Genomic DNA, 21,541 nt, shown 5'->3' on the forward strand with positions numbered 1-21,541 from the left:
ATACGCCTGAGTTGCAACGCAAGCGCCGCATTCGCGCGCTCAAGGACCGCCTGACCCGTTGGTACGTGCTGGTCGGCGGCCTCGCCGTCCTCGGTGCTATCACCCTGATCTTCTTCTTCCTCGCTTATGTCGTCGCGCCCCTGTTCCAGGGTGCTTCGCTGACCAAAGCCGATGCGCTGACCCCGGCCTGGATCCAGGACGCCGGCAAGCCGCTGTTGATCTCCCTCGAAGAACAGAACCAAGTCGCCATGCGGGTCTCCGACAAGGGCCAGGCGCTGTTCTTTGCCGTCGATACCGGTGCTGAGCTCAAGCGTGTCGAGCTGCCATTGCCGGCGGGTACCAGCGTTGTGTCCATCGGCCAGGACCAGCCGGGTATTCCCCTGGTCATCCTGGGTCTGTCCAATGGCCAAGCCCTGGTATTCCGTCATACCTATAAGGTGTCCTACCCGGACGGCAAGAAAACCATCTCGCCCGCCATTGAATACCCCTACGGTGAAACGCCGATCGTGCTCGACGAAGCCGGCCGCCCGTTGGAACACGTCTCCCTGAATGCCACCGACTCGACTCTGATCGTCGCCGGTTCCGCCGGATCGCACTTGAATGTGCTGTCCCTGAGCCGCGAAGAAAACATGATGACCGGCGAAGTCACCAGCGAGCAGAAGCGCATTGAGCTGCCGCAAATGACTGAGCCGGTGAAGGCGATCTTCATCGACCCGCGCCAGCAGTGGCTGTATGTGATCAATGGCCGGGCCCTGGCCGATGTGTTCAGCCTGCGGGACAACAGCCTCAACGGTCGCTACAAATTGCTCGAAGACGGCACCGCCGAAATCACCGCCAGCACCCAGTTGGTGGGGGGTATCTCGCTGATCGTGGGTAACTCCAAGGGCGGCCTGGCCCAGTGGTTCATGGCCCGTGACCCGGATGGCGAGCAGCACCTCAAGCAGATCCGCACCTTCCAGATGGGCACCGCGCCCATTGTTGAAATCACCGCCGAACAACGTCGCAAAGGGTTCACTGCCCTTGACGCGTCCGGCCAGTTTGGCGTGTTCCACAGCACCGCCCACCGCACCCTGCTGGTGGACCCGGTGGTAGACGGCCAAGGTCTGTTCGGCCTGTCGCCACGGGCCAACCATGTAATCGTCGAAGCCGGCGGCAAGCTGCAACCGCTGCTGCTGGACAACCCGCACCCGGAAGTCTCCTGGAGCGCGTTGTGGAGCAAGGTCTGGTACGAAAACTACGACGAGCCTAAATACGTTTGGCAATCCACCGCCGCCAACACCGACTTCGAACCCAAGATGAGCCTGGCCCCGCTGACCTTCGGTACCCTGAAGGCTGCGTTCTACGCCATGCTCCTGGCCGCGCCGCTGGCGGTTGCCGCCGCAATCTACACCGCGTACTTCATGGCCCCGAGCCTGCGCCGCAAGGTCAAGCCGGTGATCGAATTGATGGAAGCGATGCCCACGGTGATCCTCGGGTTCTTCGCCGGCCTGTTCCTGGCGCCGTATGTGGAAGGCCATCTGCCGGGCATCTTCAGCCTGTTGATGCTGTTGCCAATTGGCATCCTGGTGGCCGGTTTCATCTTCAGCCGCTTGCCTGAGTCGATCCGCCTGCGGGTGCCTGATGGCTGGGAAAGCGCGATCCTGATCCCGGTGATCCTGTTTATAGGTTGGCTGTCGCTCTACATGAGCCCATACATGGAAACCTGGTTCTTTGGCGGCGATATGCGCATGTGGATCTCCCATGACTTGGGGATCACCTACGACCAGCGCAACGCCCTGGTGGTCGGCTTGGCCATGGGGTTTGCGGTCATTCCAAACATCTACTCCATCGCCGAAGACGCCGTGTTCAGCGTGCCCCGCGGCCTGACCCTGGGCTCCCTGGCGCTGGGCGCCACGCCGTGGCAGACCATGACCCGCGTCGTGCTGTTGACCGCCAGCCCGGGGATCTTCTCGGCGCTGATGATTGGCATGGGCCGCGCCGTCGGCGAGACCATGATCGTGCTGATGGCCACCGGCAACACCCCGGTAATGGAGATGAACCTGTTCGAAGGCCTGCGAACGCTTGCGGCCAACGTCGCGGTGGAGATGCCCGAGTCGGAAGTGGGCGGCAGTCACTACCGTGTGCTGTTCCTCTCGGCGCTGGTGCTGCTGCTGTTCACCTTCATCATGAACACCCTGGCGGAGCTGATTCGTCAGCGTCTGCGCAAGAAATACTCGTCGCTTTAAGCAAAGGTAGAAGTCTGTGAAACAGAACTCCCTGAATGGATGGTTCAAGAGCGGCGCCCCAGGTGTTTGGATCAGCGGTGGCGCGGTGTCCATCGCGGTCATCATGACCATCGGCCTGCTGGCCGTGATCGCTGTGCGTGGCCTGGGCCATTTCTGGCCGGCCGACCTGATCCAGGCCAACTACACCGTACCGGGCCAGGAAAACCATATCGTCATCGGCGAAGTGGTGCAGAAAGAAGAAGTACCCCGCGAGCGCCTCAAAAGCGCTGGCCTGCCGGTGCCGGACCAAGGCCCGGAATTCATGACGCGCGAGCTGATCAAGGTCGGCAACCGCGACTTGAACGGCAATGACTTCACCTGGGTCGTCGGCGAATGGTTGAAGGACCAGACCAAGCCTGCGGACCTGATGGCCATCGAGCGGCGCGAGTGGGGCAACTTCTACGGCACCCTGGTCAACGTCAAGCAGGACGGCAAGGTTGTTGCCGAAGGCGCAGCAGCCTGGCCGGAACTGCAGGCCCGTGTCGAGCGCGTCAACAAGCTGGCTGCCCAGCTCAAGACCCTGGAAAAATCCGATATCGGCGCGATCAACGCCGGGCTCGAACGCATCCGCCTGCACGGTCGCAAGCTGGAACTGGAAGGCAAGCTCGACGCCACCGCCCAGGCCGACATGGAGGCCGACCGCGCCGAGCTCAATGCCCGTTACCAGGACATCGAAGCGCGCCTGACCGACCTGCACACCCAGTTCAACCGCGACGCGTTGACCGCCCGCGATGGCAACGGCAAGGAAGTCGAAATCGGCATTGGCAAAGTGGTGCACGCCTACCAGCCGAACGGCATGGGCACGTTTACCAAGATCGGCTTCTATTTCAGCAAGGTCTGGGAATTCCTCAGCGATGACCCACGGGAAGCCAACACCGAAGGCGGGATCTTCCCGGCCATCTTCGGCACCGTGATGATGACCCTGATCATGGCGATGATCGTGACCCCGTTCGGCGTGCTGGCGGCGGTGTACCTGCGTGAATACGCCAAGCAGAACGCCCTGACCCGCATCATCCGTATTGCCGTGAACAACCTGGCCGGTGTACCGGCCATTGTCTACGGTGTGTTTGGCCTGGGCTTCTTTGTGTACGTATTAGGCGGTTCGGTGGATCGGCTGTTCTTCGCCGAAGCCCTGCCGGCGCCGACCTTCGGTACGCCAGGCCTGCTGTGGGCCTCGCTGACCCTGGCGCTGCTGGCGGTGCCGGTGGTGATCGTGGCCACCGAAGAAGGCCTGGCGCGCATTCCGCGCACCGTACGTGAAGGCTCCCTGGCACTGGGCGCGACCAAGGCCGAAACGCTGTGGAAGATCGTGTTGCCCATGGCCAGCCCGGCGATGATGACCGGCATGATCCTCGCCGTGGCCCGCGCCGCCGGTGAAGTGGCGCCGCTGATGCTGGTAGGCGTAGTGAAACTGGCGCCGTCGCTGCCGCTGGATGGCAACTACCCGTACCTGCACCTGGACCAGAAGATCATGCACCTGGGTTTCCATATTTATGACGTGGGTTTCCAGAGCCCCAACGTCGAAGCTGCACGGCCATTGGTGTACGCCACCGCCTTGCTGCTGGTGCTGGTGATCGCCACGCTCAACTTGTCGGCGGTGTGGATCCGTAACCACCTGCGCGAGAAATACAAAGCGTTGGACAGTTAATTGAAGTGAACGCGGACCCCATGTGGGAGCGGGCTTGCTCGCGAAAGCGGTGTATCAGAAACACATGTGCTGGCTGACACACCGCTTTCGCGAGCAAGCCCGCTCCCACACTGGACCGCGTTACACACAGATTTTTGAGTAGGCCGCCACAGGTGGTTCAACGAAACGAATTGGTAGCACAGGGAGCATCCCATGCAACAAGACACCCATACCCACGGCATCAACATGTCGGCCCTGGGCCGCGACAAGCAGAGCCTGAGCCTGGCCCAGGAAACCGTGGCCATCGAAGTGCCGGGCCTGAGCCTGTACTACGGTGAAAAGCAGGCGCTGTTCGACGTCAGCATGAACATCCCCAAGCAGCGCGTGACCGCCTTTATCGGCCCGTCGGGCTGCGGCAAGTCCACGCTGCTGCGCACCTTCAACCGCATGAACGACCTGGTGGACGGCTGCCGCGTCGACGGCGCCATCAACCTCTACGGCACCAACATCTACCGCAAGGGCGAAGACGTGGCCGAGCTGCGTCGCCGTGTGGGCATGGTGTTCCAGAAGCCCAACCCATTCCCCAAGACCATCTACGAAAACGTGGTCTACGGCCTGCGCATCCAGGGCATCAACAAGAAGCGCATCCTCGACGAAGCGGTGGAGTGGGCCCTCAAAGGCGCGGCGCTGTGGGATGAGGTCAAAGACCGCCTGCACGACTCGGCCCTCGGCCTGTCCGGCGGCCAGCAGCAACGTCTGGTGATCGCGCGCACCATCGCCGTGGAACCGGAAGTGCTGCTGCTCGACGAACCCTGCTCGGCACTCGACCCAATCTCCACGCTGAAGGTCGAAGAGCTGATCTACGAGCTCAAATCCAAGTTCACCATCGTTATCGTGACCCACAACATGCAACAGGCGGCGCGGGTTTCTGACTACACCGCGTTCATGTACATGGGCAAACTGGTGGAGTTCGGCGATACCGATACCCTGTTCACCAATCCGGCGAAGAAACAGACCGAAGACTACATTACCGGTCGCTACGGCTAGGATGCCGGGGTTTTCCTCGCACTGACGCTGCGGTTCTCCGCACCTTACCGGACGCTCCAAGGACGCCAACATGATTAGCAAAGAAGGCCTTACCCACCACATCTCCGCGCAGTTCAACGCCGAGCTTGAGGAAGTGCGCAGCCACCTCCTGGCGATGGGCGGGCTGGTGGAAAAGCAAGTCAACGACGCCGTCACCGCGCTGATCGAGGCCGACTCGGGCCTGGCCCAGCAAGTGCGTGAGATCGACGACCAGATCAACCAGATGGAACGCAATATCGACGAAGAATGCCTGCGCATTCTGGCTCGTCGCCAGCCGGCGGCCTCTGACCTGCGTTTGATCATCAGCATCTCCAAGTCGGTGATCGACCTGGAACGCATCGGCGACGAAGCGACCAAGATCGCCCGCCGCGCCATCCAGTTGTGTGAAGAAGGCGAAGCGCCCCGTGGCTACGTGGAAGTGCGGCATATCGGCGACCAGGTGCGCAACATGGTGCGTGATGCCCTCGACGCGTTTGCCCGCTTCGACGCCGACCTGGCGTTGTCGGTGGCCCAGTACGACAAGATCATCGACCGTGAATACAAGACCGCCCTGCGTGAGCTGGCCACCTACATGATGGAAGATCCGCGCTCTATCTCGCGGGTCTTGAGCATTATCTGGGTGTTGCGCTCCCTGGAGCGGATCGGCGACCACGCGCGCAATATTTCGGAACTGGTGATCTACCTGGTTCGCGGCACCGACGTACGGCACATGGGCCTCAAGCGCATGAAGGCCGAAGTTGAAGGTTCGGCCGATCTTATCCCTAATGTTCCGGGTGAATCTGACGATAAGTAAGATTGCCCGAGAAATTAACGCCCGGCCTTTGGTCGGGCGTTTTCATTTGTGGCCGCTGAATTTTTTGCACAGTGGAAGAAATAAAGTCCAGCTGTGACTACCGAGTTTTGGCAAAATGCCATCAGTCAGGCGTCTTGCGTGCCGAAGTTTTTATAGGATGAAGGGTCGATGAGTAAAGTCAGTGTATTGGTGGTGGATGACGCCTCGTTTATCCGCGACCTGGTGAAGAAGTGCCTGCGCAACTACTTCCCCGGGATCAAGCTGGAAGACGCGGTAAACGGCAAAAAGGCCCAGGCCATCCTGATGCGCGAGACCTTCGACCTGGTGCTGTGCGATTGGGAGATGCCAGAAATGTCCGGCCTGGAGCTGCTGACCTGGTGCCGCGAGCAACCTCACCTCAAGGCCATGCCGTTTGTGATGGTGACCAGCCGTGGCGACAAGGAAAACGTGGTTCAGGCCATCCAGGCCGGGGTTTCGGGCTACGTCAGCAAGCCGTTCACCAACGAGCAACTGCTGAACAAGGTCAAGCAGGCCCTGCACAAGATTGGCCGCCTGGACGCACTGGTGGCCAGCGCGCCGACCAAGATGAACTCGGCCTTCGGCAACGACTCCCTCAGCGCCCTGACCGGCGGCAAGCCTGAAGTTGCCCGTGCCGCCCCAGCGGCCCCAACGCCGAGCAAAGGCCTGCTCAACAGCCCGCCGGTGCAGGCACCCGCAGCGGCGCCGGCTGGCGGTCGTGGCCAGGGCCAATTGCGGCTGTCCAGCGGCACCCAGCAATGTGTGATCAAAGGCTTGAGCATCAAGGAAGCGCTGCTGGTGGTCCGTCGTGGTGAAGTCCTGCCCCAGGTACTGGAAAGCGCCGTGCTGGACCTTGAACAAGGCGACAACGCCGAAGTGGCCCGCCTCAACGGCTACCTGCACGCCGTCGTCGCTCACGAACCCAAACCCGACAGCGACTGGCTGCAACTGACCTTCCGGTTCATCGACCAGGATGCGCAGAAGCTCGACTACATCTCCCGCCTGATTGCACGCGGCACGGCGCAGAAGCATTTTGTGCCGGGTGCGTGACCTGCTGAATATCGGGAATCGACCGATGGTCTGATTCCCGGCACTTCACTTGATTTATATCTGTTTCGATATAGTCTTTCGATAATGCCTCCGCGTTATCGAGCCTTTGCTATGCCTTGAAACACACCATCATTACCTCTGGCTGAATCGTCGATTACGCTTTTTCTTTCCAGGAAAGGAGAAGCCAATGCCAAGGCATAAGGATGTGGTGTTTCTAGGAGGCTCGCTCAAAGATCTCAAAGCGTTCCCTCTCGATGCCAGAAGGGCAGCAGGTTTTCAGTTGGATCTCTTGCAACAGGGTGAGCAGCCTTTTGATTGCAAGCCGATGAAAACCATTGGTAGGGGTGTCAGCGAGATTCGGATTACAGAGGCGTCGGGAGCGTTTCGGGTGTTCTATGTGGTTAACCGGCCTGAAGCTGTTTATGTGCTGCATGCGTTGCGCAAAACCACACAGAAAACCGAAGCGCGGGACATCGAACTGGCTCGTGCCAGATTGCAGGAGTTAGGTTAAGACGATGACAAATCAAAAGTTACATAATGAGCGTTTTACCTGCGTATGGGATGCCTTGGAAGACACGCCCCAGCAGGCTGCCAATATGCGTCTGCGCTCAAAGTTGATGCTGGAGCTCTACAACACCATCCGCAGTTGGGAGCTTTCCCAAAAAGAGGCTGCGCAGAGACTGGGTATCAGCCAGCCCCGTCTTAACGACGTGCTCAATGGCAAGATCGACAAGTTTTCCCTGGATGCCTTGGTCAACCTGTCGGCGGCAGCCCAGATGAACGTCGATATTTGTTTCACCGGGCTCCCTGCCTGAAGTTCACTCAGCTTTGTCATGATCCCTTGCTAGCCTGCCGTTTCATCTCGGCAGGTTCACACCATGCTCATGCGCTGCTTGCTGTGCTGCGGGTTGGCCACAGTCGCCGTTTCGGCCCAGGCCATGACCGTCTACAAATCCGTTGATGCCAACGGCAACGTGTTTTACAGCGACCGGCAAACCCCCGGCGCGCAGGCGTTTGTGATCCAGCAGCGCCCGGTATTCGAGCGACCCAAGCCGACGTATTCACCACCAGCCTACCGCTACGCCTTTGCCTGGCGCGGTGGTCCGTTCCGCCTGAGCCAGGGCCCCAACGGCAGTTTCAGCCACACCGACGCCAAGAGCCGCTACGCCATGGATATCGCCATGCCTGAAGGCACACCGATCATTGCGGCGCGCAGCGGCAGGGTAGTGAAAACCGAAAACCAACAGATCGGGCGGGGCAGTGATGCCTCGGGGAATTTTGTGCGGGTGCGGCACGATGACGGCACCGAGGGCGTGTACCTGCACCTCAAGCAAGGTTCGGTGAGCGTGCGGGTTGGGCAGCGTGTGGCGGTGGGCAGCCCGCTGGCGCTGTCGGGCAATACCGGCAACAGCAGTGGGCCGCACTTGCACTTTGTGGTACAGCGGCCCACCGAGGCGGGGCTGGTTTCGATCCCGTATGAGTTCAACCAGCCGGTGGGCGCGTTGCCCAACTTTGCGTTGGGCAATTGAGGCTCAGTCCAGCAACAGGACCTTGGCCAACACGATCTTCGGCCCTTTCATCTTCTTGATGATGATGCGCAGGCCTTCCACTTCCAGTACTTCTTCCTCTTCCGGCACCCGTTTGAGGGTGTCGTAGATCAGGCCGGCCAGGGTTTCGGCTTCGATGTGGTCCAGGTCTACACCCAGCAGGCGTTCGACCTTGAACAGTGGTGTGTCACCGCGCACCAGCAGCTTGCCCGGCTGGTAGGCCAGGATGCCGCGTTCGGCCTTGCGGTGTTCGTCCTGGATATCGCCCACCAGCACTTCGAGCACGTCTTCCATGGTCAGGTAGCCGATGATCTTGCCGTCGGCTTCCTCCACCAGGGCAAAGTGCGCACCGCCTTTGCGGAACTGCTCCAGCAACTGCGACAACGGCATATGCCGCGAAACGCGTTCCAGTGGGCGGGTCAGCTCGGCCAGGTTGAACGACTCGGGGATGTGGTCCAGGGCCGCCAGTTCCAGCAGCAGGTCCTTGATGTGCAACAGGCCCACGAATTCATTGCGCACCGCGTCATACACCGGGTAGCGGCTGAATTTGTGGCGGCGGAACAGCGCGAGGATTTCCTTGAGCGGGGCGTTGAAGTCCAGGGTCACCAGGTCTTCTCGGGAGTTAGCCCAGTCCACTACCTCCAGCTCGCCCATTTCCACGGCCGAGGCCAGTACGCGCATGCCTTGGTCGCTGGGGTCCTGGCCACGGCTGGAGTGCAGGATCAGCTTGAGTTCTTCACGGCTGTAATGGTGCTCGTGATGCGGGCCAGGCTCGCCTTGGCCGGCGATGCGCAAGATGGCGTTGGCGCTGGCGTTGAGCAGGTAGATCGCCGGGTACATCGCCCAGTAGAACAGGTACAGCGGCACGGCGGTCCACAGCGACAGCAGCTCAGGCTTGCGAATGGCCCAGGACTTGGGCGCCAGCTCGCCGACCACGATGTGCAGATAGGAGATCACGAAGAACGCGGCGAAGAACGACACGCCCTTGATCACCTCAGGCGACTCGACGCCCACGGCGCCCAGCAACGGCTCCAGGATATGCGCAAAGGCCGGTTCACCGACCCAGCCCAGGCCCAGGGAGGCGAGAGTGATACCCAGCTGGCAGGCCGACAGGTAGGCGTCGAGCTGACTGTGGACGGTGCGCAGGATCTGCCCGCGCCAGCCGTTGGTGTCGGCGATGGCCTCGACCCGGGTGGAGCGCAGTTTGACCATGGCAAATTCCGCCGCAACGAAGAAACCGTTGAGCAGTACCAGGATCAGTGCAAAAAGAATCATGCCGAAATCGGCGAAGAGTGTAGCGAGGGTGATGCCAGGGGAAGGGTCCATGATGGGGTTTTGCAGGTTCCGTGTGTTCAATAAGGGGTGGCAGGTGGGCCGCAAAGGCGGACGCAAGTCGGCCAATGTAGCGGCTGGCGGGGCGCTTGCCTAGTGCCCGCTGCCGGGTGGGATGTGGAATACACTCTCCAACACAACACCAATTCACTGTGGGAGGGGGCTTGCCCCCGATAGCAGAGTGTCAGTCAACACATTCATACCTGACCCACCGCCATCGGGGGCAAGCCCCCTCCCACAGTTAAAAGCTGTGTTGTTTTTGGGTTATTCGTCGGTGCCTAGCGCCTGCGCCCGCGTCACCTGCACTGATGGAAAATGACAGGTAAACGTACTGCCATGCCCCAGCACACTGCTGATTTCAAGGCGCGCACGGTGGCGCAGCAGCACATGCTTGACGATCGCCAGGCCCAGCCCGGTACCGCCGGTGTTGGAGTTGCGGCTGGAGTCGACGCGGTAGAAACGCTCGGTCAAGCGCGGCAGGTGCTTGGCGTCGATACCGATGCCGGAGTCTTGCACGCTCAGGTGCGCGCCGTGTTCGTCGGCCCACCAGCGGATGCGAATAGTGCCCTTGTCCTGGGTGTACTTCACCGCGTTGAACACCAGGTTGGAGAACGCGCTGCGCAATTCACCCTCACTGCCCTTGAGCAGCACAGTGGGGTCGGCTTCCAGGGTGATCTGCTGCCCACGCTGGCCGGAGAGGGCCTGGGCATCGTTCTTGATGGTCTTCAACAGGCTCTGGACGCTCACCGGCTGGTTGTCCGAGGGGTAATCCGTGGCTTCCAGCTTGGCCAGCAGCAGCAGGTCGTTGAGCAGTGTCTGCATGCGCGAGCCTTGCTGCTGCATTTGCTGCAGGGCACGGCTCCAGCGCGGGTTGATCTCCTCGACGTTGTCGAGCAGCGTCTCCAGGTAGCCGCAGATCACCGTGAGGGGGGTGCGCAGCTCATGGGAGACGTTGGCGACGAAGTCTTTGCGCATCTGTTCCAACTGGTGAATACGGGTGACATCGCGCACCAGCATCAGGTGTTCGTTGTTGCCATAGCGCGTCAGGTACAACTGGATGCGTACACGGTCATTGGTGGGCGAGGGGATTTCCAGGGCTTCTTCGTAGTTGTCCTGCTCGAAGTATTCCTTAAAGCGCGGGTGGCGCACCAGGTTGGTCACCGGCTGGCCGCTGTCCTGGGGCGTCTTGAGGCCCAGCAGGGTCTCGGCGGCGCGGTTCCACCATTCCAGGTTGCCGTCGCTGTCGAGCATGATTACCGCGTCTTTCAGCGCAGCGGTAGACTCCTGCACCCGGTCGATCACCGCTTGCAGGCGCCCGCGCACCCGCTGGTCGCGGCGTTGCAGGTGGTAGATGCTGTCGAACACCTCGCCCCACAGGCCATAGCCGTCGGGCGGTGCTTCATCGGGTTTGTGCTGGCGCAGCCATTCATGCAGGCGCAGCAGTTGTTTGAGAGTCCAGCCCAGGTACAGACCAATGCCGATGGCCAGGCTCCAGCCGTAGTAGCCGCTGACCAGGCCGACCAACAGGCAACCGGTGATCAACAGGAGCATGTGGCGGATCAGGGTGCCATGCCAGTTCTGGTTCACTTAAACATGCGTCCTTGTCAGCTGTTAAGAGAGGAGAGGGGCGGGCTCAGCCTTTGGTGGAGAATCTGTACCCGGTGCCGCGCACGGTTTGTACCAGATTCTCGTAAGCATCGCCCAAGGCTTTGCGCAGGCGACGGATATGCACGTCCACGGTGCGCTCCTCCACATACACATTGCCGCCCCACACCTGGTCCAGCAACTGGCCGCGAGTGTAGGCGCGCTCCTGGTGAGTCATGAAAAATTGCAGCAGGCGGTATTCGGTCGGGCCCATCTCGGCCGGGGTGCCGTCGATGGTCACGCGGTGGCTGATGGGGTCGAGGATCAGTCCGCCGACTTCAATTGGCGCCTCGCCATCGGTCGGCCCGGCGCGGCGCAGTACGGCTTTGAGGCGTGCGACCAGTTCCCGTGGGGAAAACGGCTTGGTGATGTAGTCGTCGGCGCCCACTTCCAGGCCCTGGATCTTGTTGTCCTCTTCGCCCTTGGCGGTGAGCATGATGATCGGGATATCCCCGGTCAGCTCGTCACGCTTGAGGCGGCGGGCCAACTCGATGCCGGAGGTGCCTGGCAGCATCCAGTCCAGCAGGATCAGGTCCGGCTTGCGGTCGACGATAATGGCATGGGCCTGCTGGGAGTTCTCCGCCTCCAGGCAGTCATAGCCGGCCATTTCCAACGCAACGGCGATCATCTCGCGGATGGGCGCTTCGTCGTCGACGATCAGAATGCTCCTGCCAACCATGCCTAAATCCTCTTGTCATTTAACTGTCTTGCGCCGCATTAGATAACGGAATTATTGCAGTCGTGTGACAGTAATTTAGTTGCTTGAGCAAGCAACGGCACTCTGGACTACGCTTTGGGTCCGAATCCTGACAACCACAAAAGGAAGGTTCCGATGACTAAAAGTACTTTTTCCTGGAAAGCCCTGCTGGTCACGGCGGCGTTGACCCTGCCAGGCCTGGCGTTGGCGGCGGAGCCAGCCATGACCCATGACGGCATATTGGTGGATCACAAGGGCTTGACCCTCTACACCTTCGACAAGGACGCCGACGGCAAGTCCGTGTGCAAGGACCAATGCGCGACCAATTGGCCGCCGCTGAAGGCTGAGTCCACTGACAAGCCGACGGGCAAGTGGACGGTGATTACCCGCGATGACCAGACCAGCCAATGGGCCTACGACGGCAAGCCGGTCTACACCTACAAAGATGACCACAAGGCCGGGGACAAGACCGGGGATGGCAAGGGTGGCGCGTGGCACGTTATCAAACCTTGAACCTGTGGCGCCGCTGAGACCTTCGCGAGCAAGCCCGCTCCCACACTTGAATGTATTCACAAATCAAAATGTGGGAGCGGGCTTGCTCGCGAAGGCGTCAGTTCAGACGCCACAAAATCTCATCGAAACCCGTAATCCAGCACAATCCCCACAAATATCGCCAACCCCGCCCAATGGTTATGCAAAAACGCCTTGAAGCACTTCATCCGGTCCTTGTCCCGCGTGTACCAGAATTCCCACGCAAAACACCCCGCCGCCGCCAGCAGCCCCAAGTGGAACCAACCCCCCAGTTCAAACCGCGCACCCGCCAGCAACAGGCACACCAGCGCCAGCCCTTGCAGCGTCAGGATGATCACGCGGTCCGCATCGCCAAACAGAATGGCCGTGGACTTCACGCCGATCTTCAAGTCGTCGTCGCGGTCGGTCATGGCGTAATAGGTGTCATACCCCACTGTCCACAACAGGTTAGCGATATACAGCAGCCACGCCGCAGCAGGCAGGCTGCCGGTCTCGGCGGTAAACGCCATCGGCATGCCCCAGGAAAACGCCGCGCCCAGCACCACCTGTGGGTAATAGGTGTAGCGCTTCATGAACGGGTAACTCGCCGCCAGCGCCAGGCCGCCGAGGGACAGCAGGATGGTGGTGGCGTTGGTCAGCAGCACCAGCAGGAAACTGATGCCCATCAGCACGGCAAAAAACACCAGCGCCTCTTTTGAACGGATCTTGCCGCTCACCAGCGGGCGTTGCTCGGTGCGCTTCACATGCCCGTCCACCTTGCGGTCGGCCCAGTCATTGATCACGCAGCCGCCGGCGCGTGTCAGCACCACGCCCAGTACAAAAATCACGATATTGATGAAGGACGGCGAGCCTTTGCCAGCAATCCACAATGCCCATAGCGTCGGCCACAGCAGCAGGTAGATGCCGATGGGCTTGTCCATGCGGGTCAACTGAATGAAATCCCAGGCCCTGGGGTTCAGGCGGTTCAGGGACTTGAGCAGACGTTGATACATCAGCAATTCTCCGGATGGTCAGGCAGGGCGCGCCAGAAGCTCGGCAAGAAGATTTCCGCCACCAGGATACTCAGCGCGCCGCGATCGAAGCGCGAGCGCCGGCCCCAAAGGCCATCGACCTGGTCTGGCGTGGGCAACCACCCCCTTGGGTAATGGCACACCTCGATGGCCTGGCGCGTGAACGCTCGGTCGCAGAACAGCAACTCCCCCAAGGAGCGGCTGCCCAACTCATCCATGTGCAGCCCGTCACCCTGCAACGCGCTGCGGGCGGCCACGCTGCGGGCGAATACCCACGGCTGGCCAGCCCCGCGCAAATACACTTCGCGCACCCAGCCCACCGTGGCGGGTGCCAGGTCCAGGGCGGCGCATTCGTCGTCTCGCAGCGGCTGCCAGCCTTCGAACAGCGGGGTCACGCTGAAAGCGTCGTTGGACAACCCTGTCAGCCGCCGCGTCAGCGACCCTTCATCGAACAACCAGTTGAGGGTCAGGGGCGCAGGCAAAGGGGTCAGAAGGCTCTGGGGCAGCCATTGGCAAGCATCGGGAGGGGCGATTGAGTGCGGCACGGTGAGTCAGTATTGGCAGCAAAAGAGGCGGCGAGCTTACCATGGCACCCTGAACTTTTGCCGGGTCAAACCGGCCGTTTGCGTCGATCGTGCTTGCATCTGCACGCCCCGATCAGTACAAAACGCCCTGAGCCGTTCGGCAACGCTGGATCTATCGACCGTCGGCCAAGATGCCTGGACTCCCTGAGGAAACACGTAATGAAGAAGTGGCAATGTATCGTCTGCGGCCTGATCTATGACGAAAAAGACGGCTGGCCGGATGACGGGATTCTGCCTGGCACCCGTTGGGAAGACGTCCCGGAAGACTGGCTGTGCCCAGACTGCGGCGTGGGCAAGATGGATTTCGAAATGATCGAAATCGGCTGATCTGAATTTTAAGAACCGTACTACAAGGAGAAAGGAATGAACGCACCTGTCGTGATCATCGGCACAGGACTGGCCGGTTACAACGTGGCCCGGGAGTTTCGCAAGCTCGACAGCGAGACCCCATTGCTGCTGATCACTGCAGATGACGGGCGCTCTTACTCCAAGCCCATGCTCTCCACCGGCTTTGGCAAAAACAAGGAAGCCGATGGCCTGAGCATGGCTGAACCGGGTGCCATGGCCGAGCAACTCAAGGCCGAGGTGCGCACCCATACCCGCGTCAGCGGCATCGACCCCGGCCACAAGCGCCTGTGGATCGGCGAAGAAGCGGTGACCTACCGCGACCTGATCCTGGCCTGGGGCGCCGAGACCGTGCGCGTACCGGTGGAAGGCGATGCGGCTGAGCTGGTCTTCCCGATCAACGACCTCGAAGACTACGCACGCTTTCGCGCCGCTGCCGCCGGCAAGCGCCGCGTGCTGCTGCTGGGCGCCGGCCTGATCGGCTGCGAATTCGCCAACGACTTGATCCTGGGCGGCTATGAGATCGACTTGGTAGCGCCGTGCGAGCAAGTCATGCCGACCCTGCTGCACCCGGCTGCTGCTGCGGCGGTCCAGGCCGGGCTGGAAAGCCTGGGCGCGCGTTTCCACCTGGGGCCGGTACTCAACCGCTTGCAACGCACCGCCGATGGCCTGCAAGCCCATCTGTCGGACGGTGAAGTGATCCTCTGCGACCTGGTGGTCTCGGCCATCGGCCTGCGCCCGCGCGTCGACCTGGCGGCCGCTGCCGGGCTGCAAACCAACCGTGGGGTCATGGTGGACCGCCACCTCAAGACCTCCCACGCCAATATCTACGCCCTGGGCGACTGCGCCGAGGTCGATGGCTTGAACCTGCTGTACGTGATGCCCCTGATGAGCTGCGCCCGTGCCCTTGCCCAGACCCTGGCCGGCAACGCCACTGCCGTCAGCTACGGCCCAATGCCAGTGACCGTCAAGACGCCGGTCTGCCCGCTGGTGGTGTCGCCACCGCCACGGGGCACCGAGGGCGTCTGGAGCGTCGAAGGCCAAGGCGCCGACATCAAGGCCCTGTGCCGTGATGCCAGCGGCCGCCTGCTGGGTTACGCGCTGACCGGCAGCGCCGTGATGGAAAAACTGGCCCTCAACAAAGAACTTCCGCCGTTGCTGGCGTAAATACCGGTCGTTCTGTCGGAATCAGCACGTTCCTACCCTCAGAAAGGTCGCTGCGAGACTGGCGCAGCGTTCGAGGGCATGCCATCCTCACTCCCGTCTGCCGCAGAGTAGAGCCTGCGGCGCTTTGGGCGCTGCTCCGTTAGAGAGCAGCACGGACATAACAACAAAAAACCGTCAAAGAGGCTTCACTCATGCGTAAACCAGAACTTGCAGCCGCCATCGCTGAAAAAGCGGATCTCACCAAAGAACAGGCCAACCGCGTCCTCAACGCCGTTCTCGAAGAAATCACCGGCGCCCTGCACCGCAAGGACAGCGTCACCCTGGTTGGCTTCGGCACCTTCCTGCAACGCCACCGCGGCGCCCGCACCGGCAAAAACCCACAAACCGGCGAGCCGGTGAAAATCAAGGCGAGCAACACCGTTGCGTTCAAGCCGGGCAAATCGCTGAAAGATACCGTTAACGAGTAACCGGTTGTACCGTCTCGAAAGGGGGCGGGGCGGTAGGAAAAATGGGCACGCCGACTCGATCGGGTGCCCATTTTTTGTGGGGACTAATAAGTCAGTGACTCTTCTTCTTTTCGTCCAGATAGAAATTCAGATATTTCTTTGGTCTTTCTTGAAAGGCACGCGCTTTGCCGAATCCATAAGCCTCATCAAAGTACTTATAGGCTTCGGTAGGTTTTCCCAATTCGAAAAATACCATCCCGAGGTTAATCAGCGGGCCGGTATCAATATCGGATTCTCGACCATCCAATGTCTTTTGTGCCCAGGGTTCAGCGGCCTTGAAGTCGCCGTTATCAAAGTGAAGATTGAAGAAAGACCCTGTAACCCACGAAGATAAAGGCGACCACTCAAGTTTTGGCTCCGGTAGCAAGTCCCAGGCTTGTTGGTACAGGGCCTGGGCTTCCACTTTCTTGTTTTGCTCATCGAGATCATTGCCTGAAGCCATGATGGCCATGATCTTGTCGGCCAATGTTGGATTCTCGTCTGCCAGGTCTTTCATAAAATAATCCTTACTAATATTTTGGCTTTTCTGCTGGACCGATAAAGTCACCGGGGTCTTTGTACCGGTCGGTTAGCTGTGCACCTTTTGATCGGTTATGGGAATAGTATTCCAGCTCATAGTTGTCTGGGTCGCGCATCCAACCCCTTACTTCTTTGGTTTTAGCCCCGTGGTAACCGCCTTTGCTGTTCCAATACTTAACAGCATCGGTTTTATGGGCCATGTCAGCGTCTTTGATCGAATACCATTTTTTATCAGTGCTCTGGAACCGCATGTTTTTGCCGGAGCCAATTATCTTGCCTTCGGCTTTCATCCGCGCGATCACCGCCTTCCCTGTCCGACTGCCTTTGCCTGGTGTTCTGCCAACTGAATTCAGCCGGCAGGACAACCCGAGGGGGTCGATCCAACCGAACGGGTTGGGCGTGTATGCATAGAAATTCAACCCGCCGTGCAAACCTATTGGATCCGGCGTCGTAAACCGCCCCACATCCGGATCATAAAACCTGAACGTATTGAAATGCAGCCCCGTCTCCCGATCCAGATACTGCCCCTGAAACCTTAGGTTCTGCTCTTCGATGTAGTACGGCTCCCGCACCTCTTCCAGCGTGTTGCCCCACACCCGATACGTCGCCTGCCAGACGTTGTGCCCATCCGCTTCGGTGAGTTGTTCGGGCAACCCGTTCAGGTCGTTGTGGTAGTACCGAATCTTCTGCAACGGCCCGGTACCGTCAACACGGGCCAGAGGCTCGTAGCCTTCGTCCTGGTAGATATACAGACTGGTCTGACTGTGCCGATGCTCCTGCAATAACCGCAGGCCATCCCACACAAATCGCGTTTCGCCCAGCGGGTAGCCATCGCTGCCGTGCTCGGTTTTTTCTATACGCCGGCCCAGCGGGTCATAGGCCATCCTGACCACGCTGCCGTTCTCATTGCGTACTTCAATCAACCGGCTTTCGGCGTCGTAGGCAAAGCGCTGCACGCCCCGTGCGGCGCTGCGTTTTTCAAGGGTGCGGCCAAAGGCATCGTAGCGGTAACGCTTGTCCTGATAGGTCAGCAGCTTGTTGTGTACCACCAGCCCGGCGCCGGGTTGTGGGCCGTCCAGCAGGTTGGCGGCGGCGTCGTAGGCGAAGGTTTCGCGTTGGCCGTGCAGGCTGTCTTGGCTGGCGATGATGCGGCCGGTGGCGTCGTAGTGCAGGAGTTGGCGGTGTTGAGTGGCGGGCTGTTGGTCGAGCTTGCCGATAAGGTTGTCGGCCGGGTCGTATTCGAATTGTTTTTGCGCCGCCGCGGGCAGCAACGAGGGCTGGCTGGCGTGACGGCGTTGGCGCGAGCGCAGGCGGCCGCTGCGGTCGTATTCGCTGCGGGTGCTGAGCTGGCCCTGGGTGCGCAGCACTTCGCGGTGCAGGCGGTCGCGTTCGAAGTCGCTGATGACCTGGCCGTCGAGGTTGACCTGGTGCAGGTGGCCGCTGCCGTAGTACAGGCGGTTGAGCCAGCGGCCGTCGGGCAGTTGGGTCTGGATCAGGTTGCCGAGTTCGTCGTAGTGGTGGTTCAGGCTGCCCGCTGCGCTCTGTTCGCACAGCAGTTGGCCGAGGGCGTCGTAAGCGAAGCCCAGGGCCTGTGTATTGCCCTGCACGTCGGTAAAGGTCGCAGCGGTAAGCTGGTTCACCGCGTCGTAGGCGTAGTCGGTGCGGCCGTCGTCGGTGGTCTTGGCGGTCAGGCGGCCAATTGCGTCCCGTTCCAGGCGATGCACGATGGGTGCCAGTGGCGTTTCGGGGACGACCGCCAGGCCATTGCCATAAGGGGCTGGGACCGCCGCGACCTCAATCACGTTATCCAGCAGGTCATAGCAGTAGCGCTTGGCACTGCCGTCGAGGTCTTGCTGTTCCGTGAGGCGGTCGCCGGCATCCCAGGCAAACCGATAGCGCTCGCCGTTTTCGTTGATCAGCGCTTGCAGGCGCCCATAGCTGTCATAGCCGAACTGCACCTGCCGACCATGGGCGTCGGTACGCTGGCGCACCTGGCCGCGACGGTTGTGCTGGTACAGCGTGGTGTGCCCGGCCGGGTCGGTGTAACCCAGCAGTTGGCCGCTGACGTCGCGCTGGTACTGCTCGGTGCGCCCGTCCGGCAGTTGGCTGCTGAGCACGCGGCCCTGGGCGTCATAACTGAACAAGGTGCGTTCGCCGAGGGCATCGGTGATCACCTGCAAGTTGCCACGCTCGTCGTAGCCAAAGCGGGTTGGGTAGCCCGAGCAATCAACGTGCTCGACCAATTGCCCGAACGGGTTCCAGCGCAGCTTTTTGCTTTTGCCGGTGGCGTCGATGATTTCCACCGGTTGGCCGTGGTCGTCATAGCGGTATCGGGTCACGTGGCCCAGCGGATCAGTCTCGGCGATGCAATTGCCCCGTGAGTCGTAGCGATATTGCCAAGCGTTGTCGGCGGCGTCGGTCTCCACCAGCGGCAACGCCCAATGTTCCAGCCACAACGTTGAATCGCTTCGACCCAACGGGTCGCGCTCGCCGATCAGGTTGCCGGCGTCGTCGTAGCTGTATTCATAGCGCCCGCCTTGCGGGTCGGTGGCACTGAGCAACTGGCGTTCGTCGTTCCACTCAAACTGCCAGGTCTGGCCCAGGTTGTCGCTGTACCGGATGATCTGGTGCTGTGCGTTCCAATACCGCGTGCTGACCCGCTGCAAGCCGTCGCTGATGCGCGTGAGGCCGGCCTGCAAGTCGTATTCGAACTGGTACGTGTCGCCCTCATCGGTCCAATGCCGCACCACACGCCATTCCAGGCCTTCCACCAAGGCCCACGCATAAAAACAGCGCAACCCGGTGGGCAGTTGGTGCTCCACCATCCGGCGGCCGCTGTCGTAGGCAAAGCGGCGTTGCACCTGGCCGGTTGCGTCGCGAACTTCGGCCAGGCTTGCGCCGGCGTCATAGGCATAGCTGACCAGCACTTCCCGGCGGTTATCCGGATACACCCGCTCGATACGCGTCACATGGCCCTGATCGCGGACCAACGCCACTTGCACCAAATCGAAGGTATCGCGCAGCCGCACCAGGCGGCCGGCTTCGTCGTAGTCGATATGGATACGGTTGTCGTTGCGATCACCAAGCTGTGCCAGACGCAGCCGCGACGAGTTGGCGGTTGGTTCGAACAACCGGTACAGGCCATCGTCGCTTTCGATCAACAACTGCCCATTGAGATGGCGCCGCACCGCCAGCCCTTCACCGGCGCTGAATACCGCACCGCCCAAGGGAATCGAACCCATGTCGATCGGGCGACCCTGCTCGTCGGTGTAGATCAGTGTCTCGCCGCCATCGGGATGGGGGCGGATCTCGACGCTCACTTCATACGCCACGCTCCAGCCTGGGCCAAACAGGCTGCCCATGCGGTCGTCGCGGCTGTTGTAGAAGCGTTGCCAGGCAATCGGCAAGATGCCCGGCAGTACGAAGTCCAGTTCCTCCACATCACCCAGCACTTTCGCGCCAGTCGCCGCATGCACCGGGTTCGACGAACCCATCGCCGCATTGGCCATCGCCCCCATGGCGCTGCTGACGGCCATCGAGGTCGCGCCACCGATCAGCATGCACGGCAACTTGCTGAAGAACTTGCCCTTGCCACCCTTGAGCATCAACAACGCGGTCACTGCCAGGCCCACGCCAGGGGTCTTGCCACTGCGGATCTCACGCACCACCACCGAGCCGCCGCCGATGGTTACGTTAGAGGAGATCAACCCGGACGACACCACCTTGGCATCGCAGGTACTGCGGTCACCGCTGCGCACTGCCGGCTGGCCGTTGATGGTGACTTTGTCCGAACCCTCGGCCAGAAACTGCGGCGGCATCGGTGGATGCTTCATGCAGGCCACCAGGTCCAGCGGCTTGGGCACGGCGCCAGGCGCGGGAGTGGCAACGGTAGGGCGCCACATCTGCGAGAAGAAACTCTCGGCCATGTCCAGGTAGCTGGCTTCTGGCGCGGGTTCTTCCAGCTCAGTGCCTGCTGGCGCGACATGGGAGCTGATCGCCCCGGCAGCACGCGCAGCGGGAATGCTGTTGGTCAGGGTATTGGTGGAGCCGGTGAGAATATTGGCCTGCACCGTGGGCGGGAACAGGGCGTTGCTGAAGCTCTCACATAAATTCGATAAGCCTTTGTCCGCCCCGGTCTTGCTCATGGCCAGCCCGACAATCGTGCCCACCACCGCGCCCAGCAGGAAGCAGCCGAGCCCGCCGGTGGCGACGGTAATGCCGGTGGCGGCGACCACGGCAGCGGTCGCCACGGCGGTGATGGCGATATTGGCCGCCACCTCCAGCACGCCACCGAGAATGTCCGCCATCATCGAGGTATGGTCGAGCGCATCGCCCATCCGGGCCGCCCAAAGCGCATCAGACATGCAGGCAACTCATCAAAGGGCGTCGAACGACAGCGAGTGCTTGATCAAGGCCCAGTGTGCCGCCTCGGCATCCCCCAGGGTGTCGGCCTTCACATAGCTCAAGGCGAGCATCTTGCGCGTGCCCGGCAGCACCAGCGCCAACTGGTACTGGAACACCTTGTCATTGCCCTTGTTGAACTGGCTGCGCAGCTCGATGCCTTCAATCTCCTGTGCGGTGTCCAGGTGCACGCTCACGCTCGGCTGGCAGCGCAAATCCTGCACCTGTTGTTCCAGGCGCTTGAGCTGGTCGGCGAAGTTGCTGTGCAGGGTTTCGCCGTCTGCCAGCAAGCTGCGGCTGATGATCAAGGAGGTCCCCAGTGCCGGGAACTTGAGGATGTTGATCGTCGCGTCCTGCAGTTCGGCGTCGGGCAGTTGCAGCTGGAATTCGTTGATTCGGTACGTCATCGCAAACAGGTCT

Annotated in this window: 20 protein-coding genes; 12 read left to right on the plus strand and 8 right to left on the minus strand. The window is 61.0% G+C overall.

Annotated features, from left to right (window positions below):
• The first annotated feature begins 191 nt into the window (after positions 1 to 191).
• The 8 genes from DYL59_RS11345 to DYL59_RS11385 all read left to right on the plus strand — a co-directional run bounded on the left by DYL59_RS11345 (position 192) and on the right by DYL59_RS11385 (position 8,367).
• The gene (locus DYL59_RS11345; RefSeq protein ID WP_193557546.1) at positions 192 to 2,225 is read left to right on the plus strand and encodes an ABC transporter permease subunit; all 2,034 of its coding nucleotides are present in this window, start codon (positions 192 to 194) and stop codon (positions 2,223 to 2,225) included.
• A 16-nt stretch (positions 2,226 to 2,241) separates the two neighbouring features.
• Entirely contained in the window at positions 2,242 to 3,912 is a 1,671-nt protein-coding gene (gene pstA / locus DYL59_RS11350) for a phosphate ABC transporter permease PstA (protein ID WP_135289270.1), read from the plus strand.
• A gap of 192 nt (positions 3,913 to 4,104) precedes the next feature.
• Entirely contained in the window at positions 4,105 to 4,938 is an 834-nt protein-coding gene (gene pstB / locus DYL59_RS11360) for a phosphate ABC transporter ATP-binding protein PstB (protein WP_025856391.1), read from the plus strand.
• Positions 4,939 to 5,008: 70 nt separating this feature from the next.
• Entirely contained in the window at positions 5,009 to 5,770 is a 762-nt protein-coding gene (gene phoU / locus DYL59_RS11365; RefSeq protein WP_135289272.1) for a phosphate signaling complex protein PhoU, read from the plus strand.
• Between the two features lie 168 nt (positions 5,771 to 5,938).
• On the plus strand, positions 5,939 to 6,838 hold the full coding sequence (locus DYL59_RS11370) for a response regulator (RefSeq protein ID WP_135289273.1): 900 nt from the start codon (positions 5,939 to 5,941) through the stop codon (positions 6,836 to 6,838).
• Between the two features lie 187 nt (positions 6,839 to 7,025).
• Positions 7,026 to 7,349, plus strand: coding sequence for a type II toxin-antitoxin system RelE/ParE family toxin (locus DYL59_RS11375; RefSeq protein WP_135289274.1), 324 nt, complete (start codon positions 7,026 to 7,028; stop codon positions 7,347 to 7,349).
• A 4-nt stretch (positions 7,350 to 7,353) separates the two neighbouring features.
• The gene (locus DYL59_RS11380; protein ID WP_135289275.1) at positions 7,354 to 7,653 is read left to right on the plus strand and encodes a helix-turn-helix domain-containing protein; all 300 of its coding nucleotides are present in this window, start codon (positions 7,354 to 7,356) and stop codon (positions 7,651 to 7,653) included.
• A gap of 63 nt (positions 7,654 to 7,716) precedes the next feature.
• On the plus strand, positions 7,717 to 8,367 hold the full coding sequence (locus DYL59_RS11385) for a M23 family metallopeptidase (RefSeq protein WP_135289276.1): 651 nt from the start codon (positions 7,717 to 7,719) through the stop codon (positions 8,365 to 8,367).
• Between the two features lie 3 nt (positions 8,368 to 8,370).
• On the opposite strand, the gene DYL59_RS11390 is transcribed toward DYL59_RS11385, so the two are convergent.
• The 3 genes from DYL59_RS11390 to phoB all read right to left on the minus strand — a co-directional run bounded on the left by DYL59_RS11390 (position 8,371) and on the right by phoB (position 12,040).
• Positions 8,371 to 9,711, minus strand: a complete 1,341-nt coding sequence (locus tag DYL59_RS11390) for a hemolysin family protein (protein ID WP_135289277.1) — start codon at positions 9,709 to 9,711, stop codon at positions 8,371 to 8,373.
• A 270-nt stretch (positions 9,712 to 9,981) separates the two neighbouring features.
• The gene (phoR, locus tag DYL59_RS11395; RefSeq protein ID WP_135289278.1) at positions 9,982 to 11,304 is read right to left on the minus strand and encodes a phosphate regulon sensor histidine kinase PhoR; all 1,323 of its coding nucleotides are present in this window, start codon (positions 11,302 to 11,304) and stop codon (positions 9,982 to 9,984) included.
• A 46-nt stretch (positions 11,305 to 11,350) separates the two neighbouring features.
• The gene (phoB, locus tag DYL59_RS11400) at positions 11,351 to 12,040 is read right to left on the minus strand and encodes a phosphate regulon transcriptional regulator PhoB (RefSeq protein ID WP_003231714.1); all 690 of its coding nucleotides are present in this window, start codon (positions 12,038 to 12,040) and stop codon (positions 11,351 to 11,353) included.
• Positions 12,041 to 12,193: 153 nt separating this feature from the next.
• Here phoB and DYL59_RS11405 point away from each other — a divergent pair, with 153 nt between their 5' ends.
• Positions 12,194 to 12,571 (plus strand): COG4315 family predicted lipoprotein, encoded by a 378-nt coding sequence (locus DYL59_RS11405; protein WP_135289279.1) that lies wholly within the window; start codon positions 12,194 to 12,196, stop codon positions 12,569 to 12,571.
• Between the two features lie 119 nt (positions 12,572 to 12,690).
• Here the strand turns inward: DYL59_RS11405 and ubiA are convergent, their stop codons facing one another.
• Positions 12,691 to 13,581: a 4-hydroxybenzoate octaprenyltransferase gene (ubiA, locus tag DYL59_RS11410; protein ID WP_135289280.1), complete on the minus strand. Its 891-nt coding sequence runs from the start codon at positions 13,579 to 13,581 to the stop codon at positions 12,691 to 12,693.
• Entirely contained in the window at positions 13,581 to 14,144 is a 564-nt protein-coding gene (locus DYL59_RS11415) for a chorismate--pyruvate lyase family protein (RefSeq protein WP_135289281.1), read from the minus strand. The genes ubiA and DYL59_RS11415 overlap by 1 nt, the downstream gene beginning before the upstream one ends.
• A 198-nt stretch (positions 14,145 to 14,342) precedes the next feature.
• Here DYL59_RS11415 and DYL59_RS11420 point away from each other — a divergent pair, with 198 nt between their 5' ends.
• From DYL59_RS11420 to DYL59_RS11430, 3 genes are all read left to right on the plus strand, one after another.
• Positions 14,343 to 14,510 (plus strand): rubredoxin, encoded by a 168-nt coding sequence (locus DYL59_RS11420; RefSeq protein WP_135289282.1) that lies wholly within the window; start codon positions 14,343 to 14,345, stop codon positions 14,508 to 14,510.
• 36 nt (positions 14,511 to 14,546) lie between these two features.
• On the plus strand, positions 14,547 to 15,695 hold the full coding sequence (locus DYL59_RS11425; RefSeq protein WP_135289283.1) for an NAD(P)/FAD-dependent oxidoreductase: 1,149 nt from the start codon (positions 14,547 to 14,549) through the stop codon (positions 15,693 to 15,695).
• A gap of 191 nt (positions 15,696 to 15,886) precedes the next feature.
• Entirely contained in the window at positions 15,887 to 16,162 is a 276-nt protein-coding gene (locus DYL59_RS11430; RefSeq protein WP_095014020.1) for an HU family DNA-binding protein, read from the plus strand.
• A 91-nt stretch (positions 16,163 to 16,253) separates the two neighbouring features.
• Here the strand turns inward: DYL59_RS11430 and DYL59_RS11435 are convergent, their stop codons facing one another.
• From DYL59_RS11435 to DYL59_RS11445, 3 genes are read right to left on the minus strand one after another with little or no spacing between them, the layout of a single operon-like run.
• Positions 16,254 to 16,697: a tetratricopeptide repeat protein gene (locus DYL59_RS11435; RefSeq protein WP_135289284.1), complete on the minus strand. Its 444-nt coding sequence runs from the start codon at positions 16,695 to 16,697 to the stop codon at positions 16,254 to 16,256.
• Positions 16,698 to 16,710: 13 nt separating this feature from the next.
• Positions 16,711 to 21,084 carry an RHS repeat-associated core domain-containing protein gene (locus DYL59_RS11440; RefSeq protein ID WP_135289285.1) on the minus strand — a complete coding sequence of 1,458 codons (4,374 nt, stop codon included), beginning with the start codon at positions 21,082 to 21,084 and terminating at the stop codon, positions 16,711 to 16,713.
• Positions 21,085 to 21,096: 12 nt separating this feature from the next.
• A complete protein-coding gene (locus DYL59_RS11445) occupies positions 21,097 to 21,528 on the minus strand; it encodes a DcrB-related protein (RefSeq protein ID WP_135289286.1) in 432 nt (143 codons plus the stop codon).
• Between the last annotated feature and the right edge of the window lie 13 nt (positions 21,529 to 21,541).

The organism is Pseudomonas kairouanensis (assembly GCF_004682055.1).
In the GTDB taxonomy this organism is placed as follows: domain Bacteria; phylum Pseudomonadota; class Gammaproteobacteria; order Pseudomonadales; family Pseudomonadaceae; genus Aquipseudomonas; species Aquipseudomonas kairouanensis.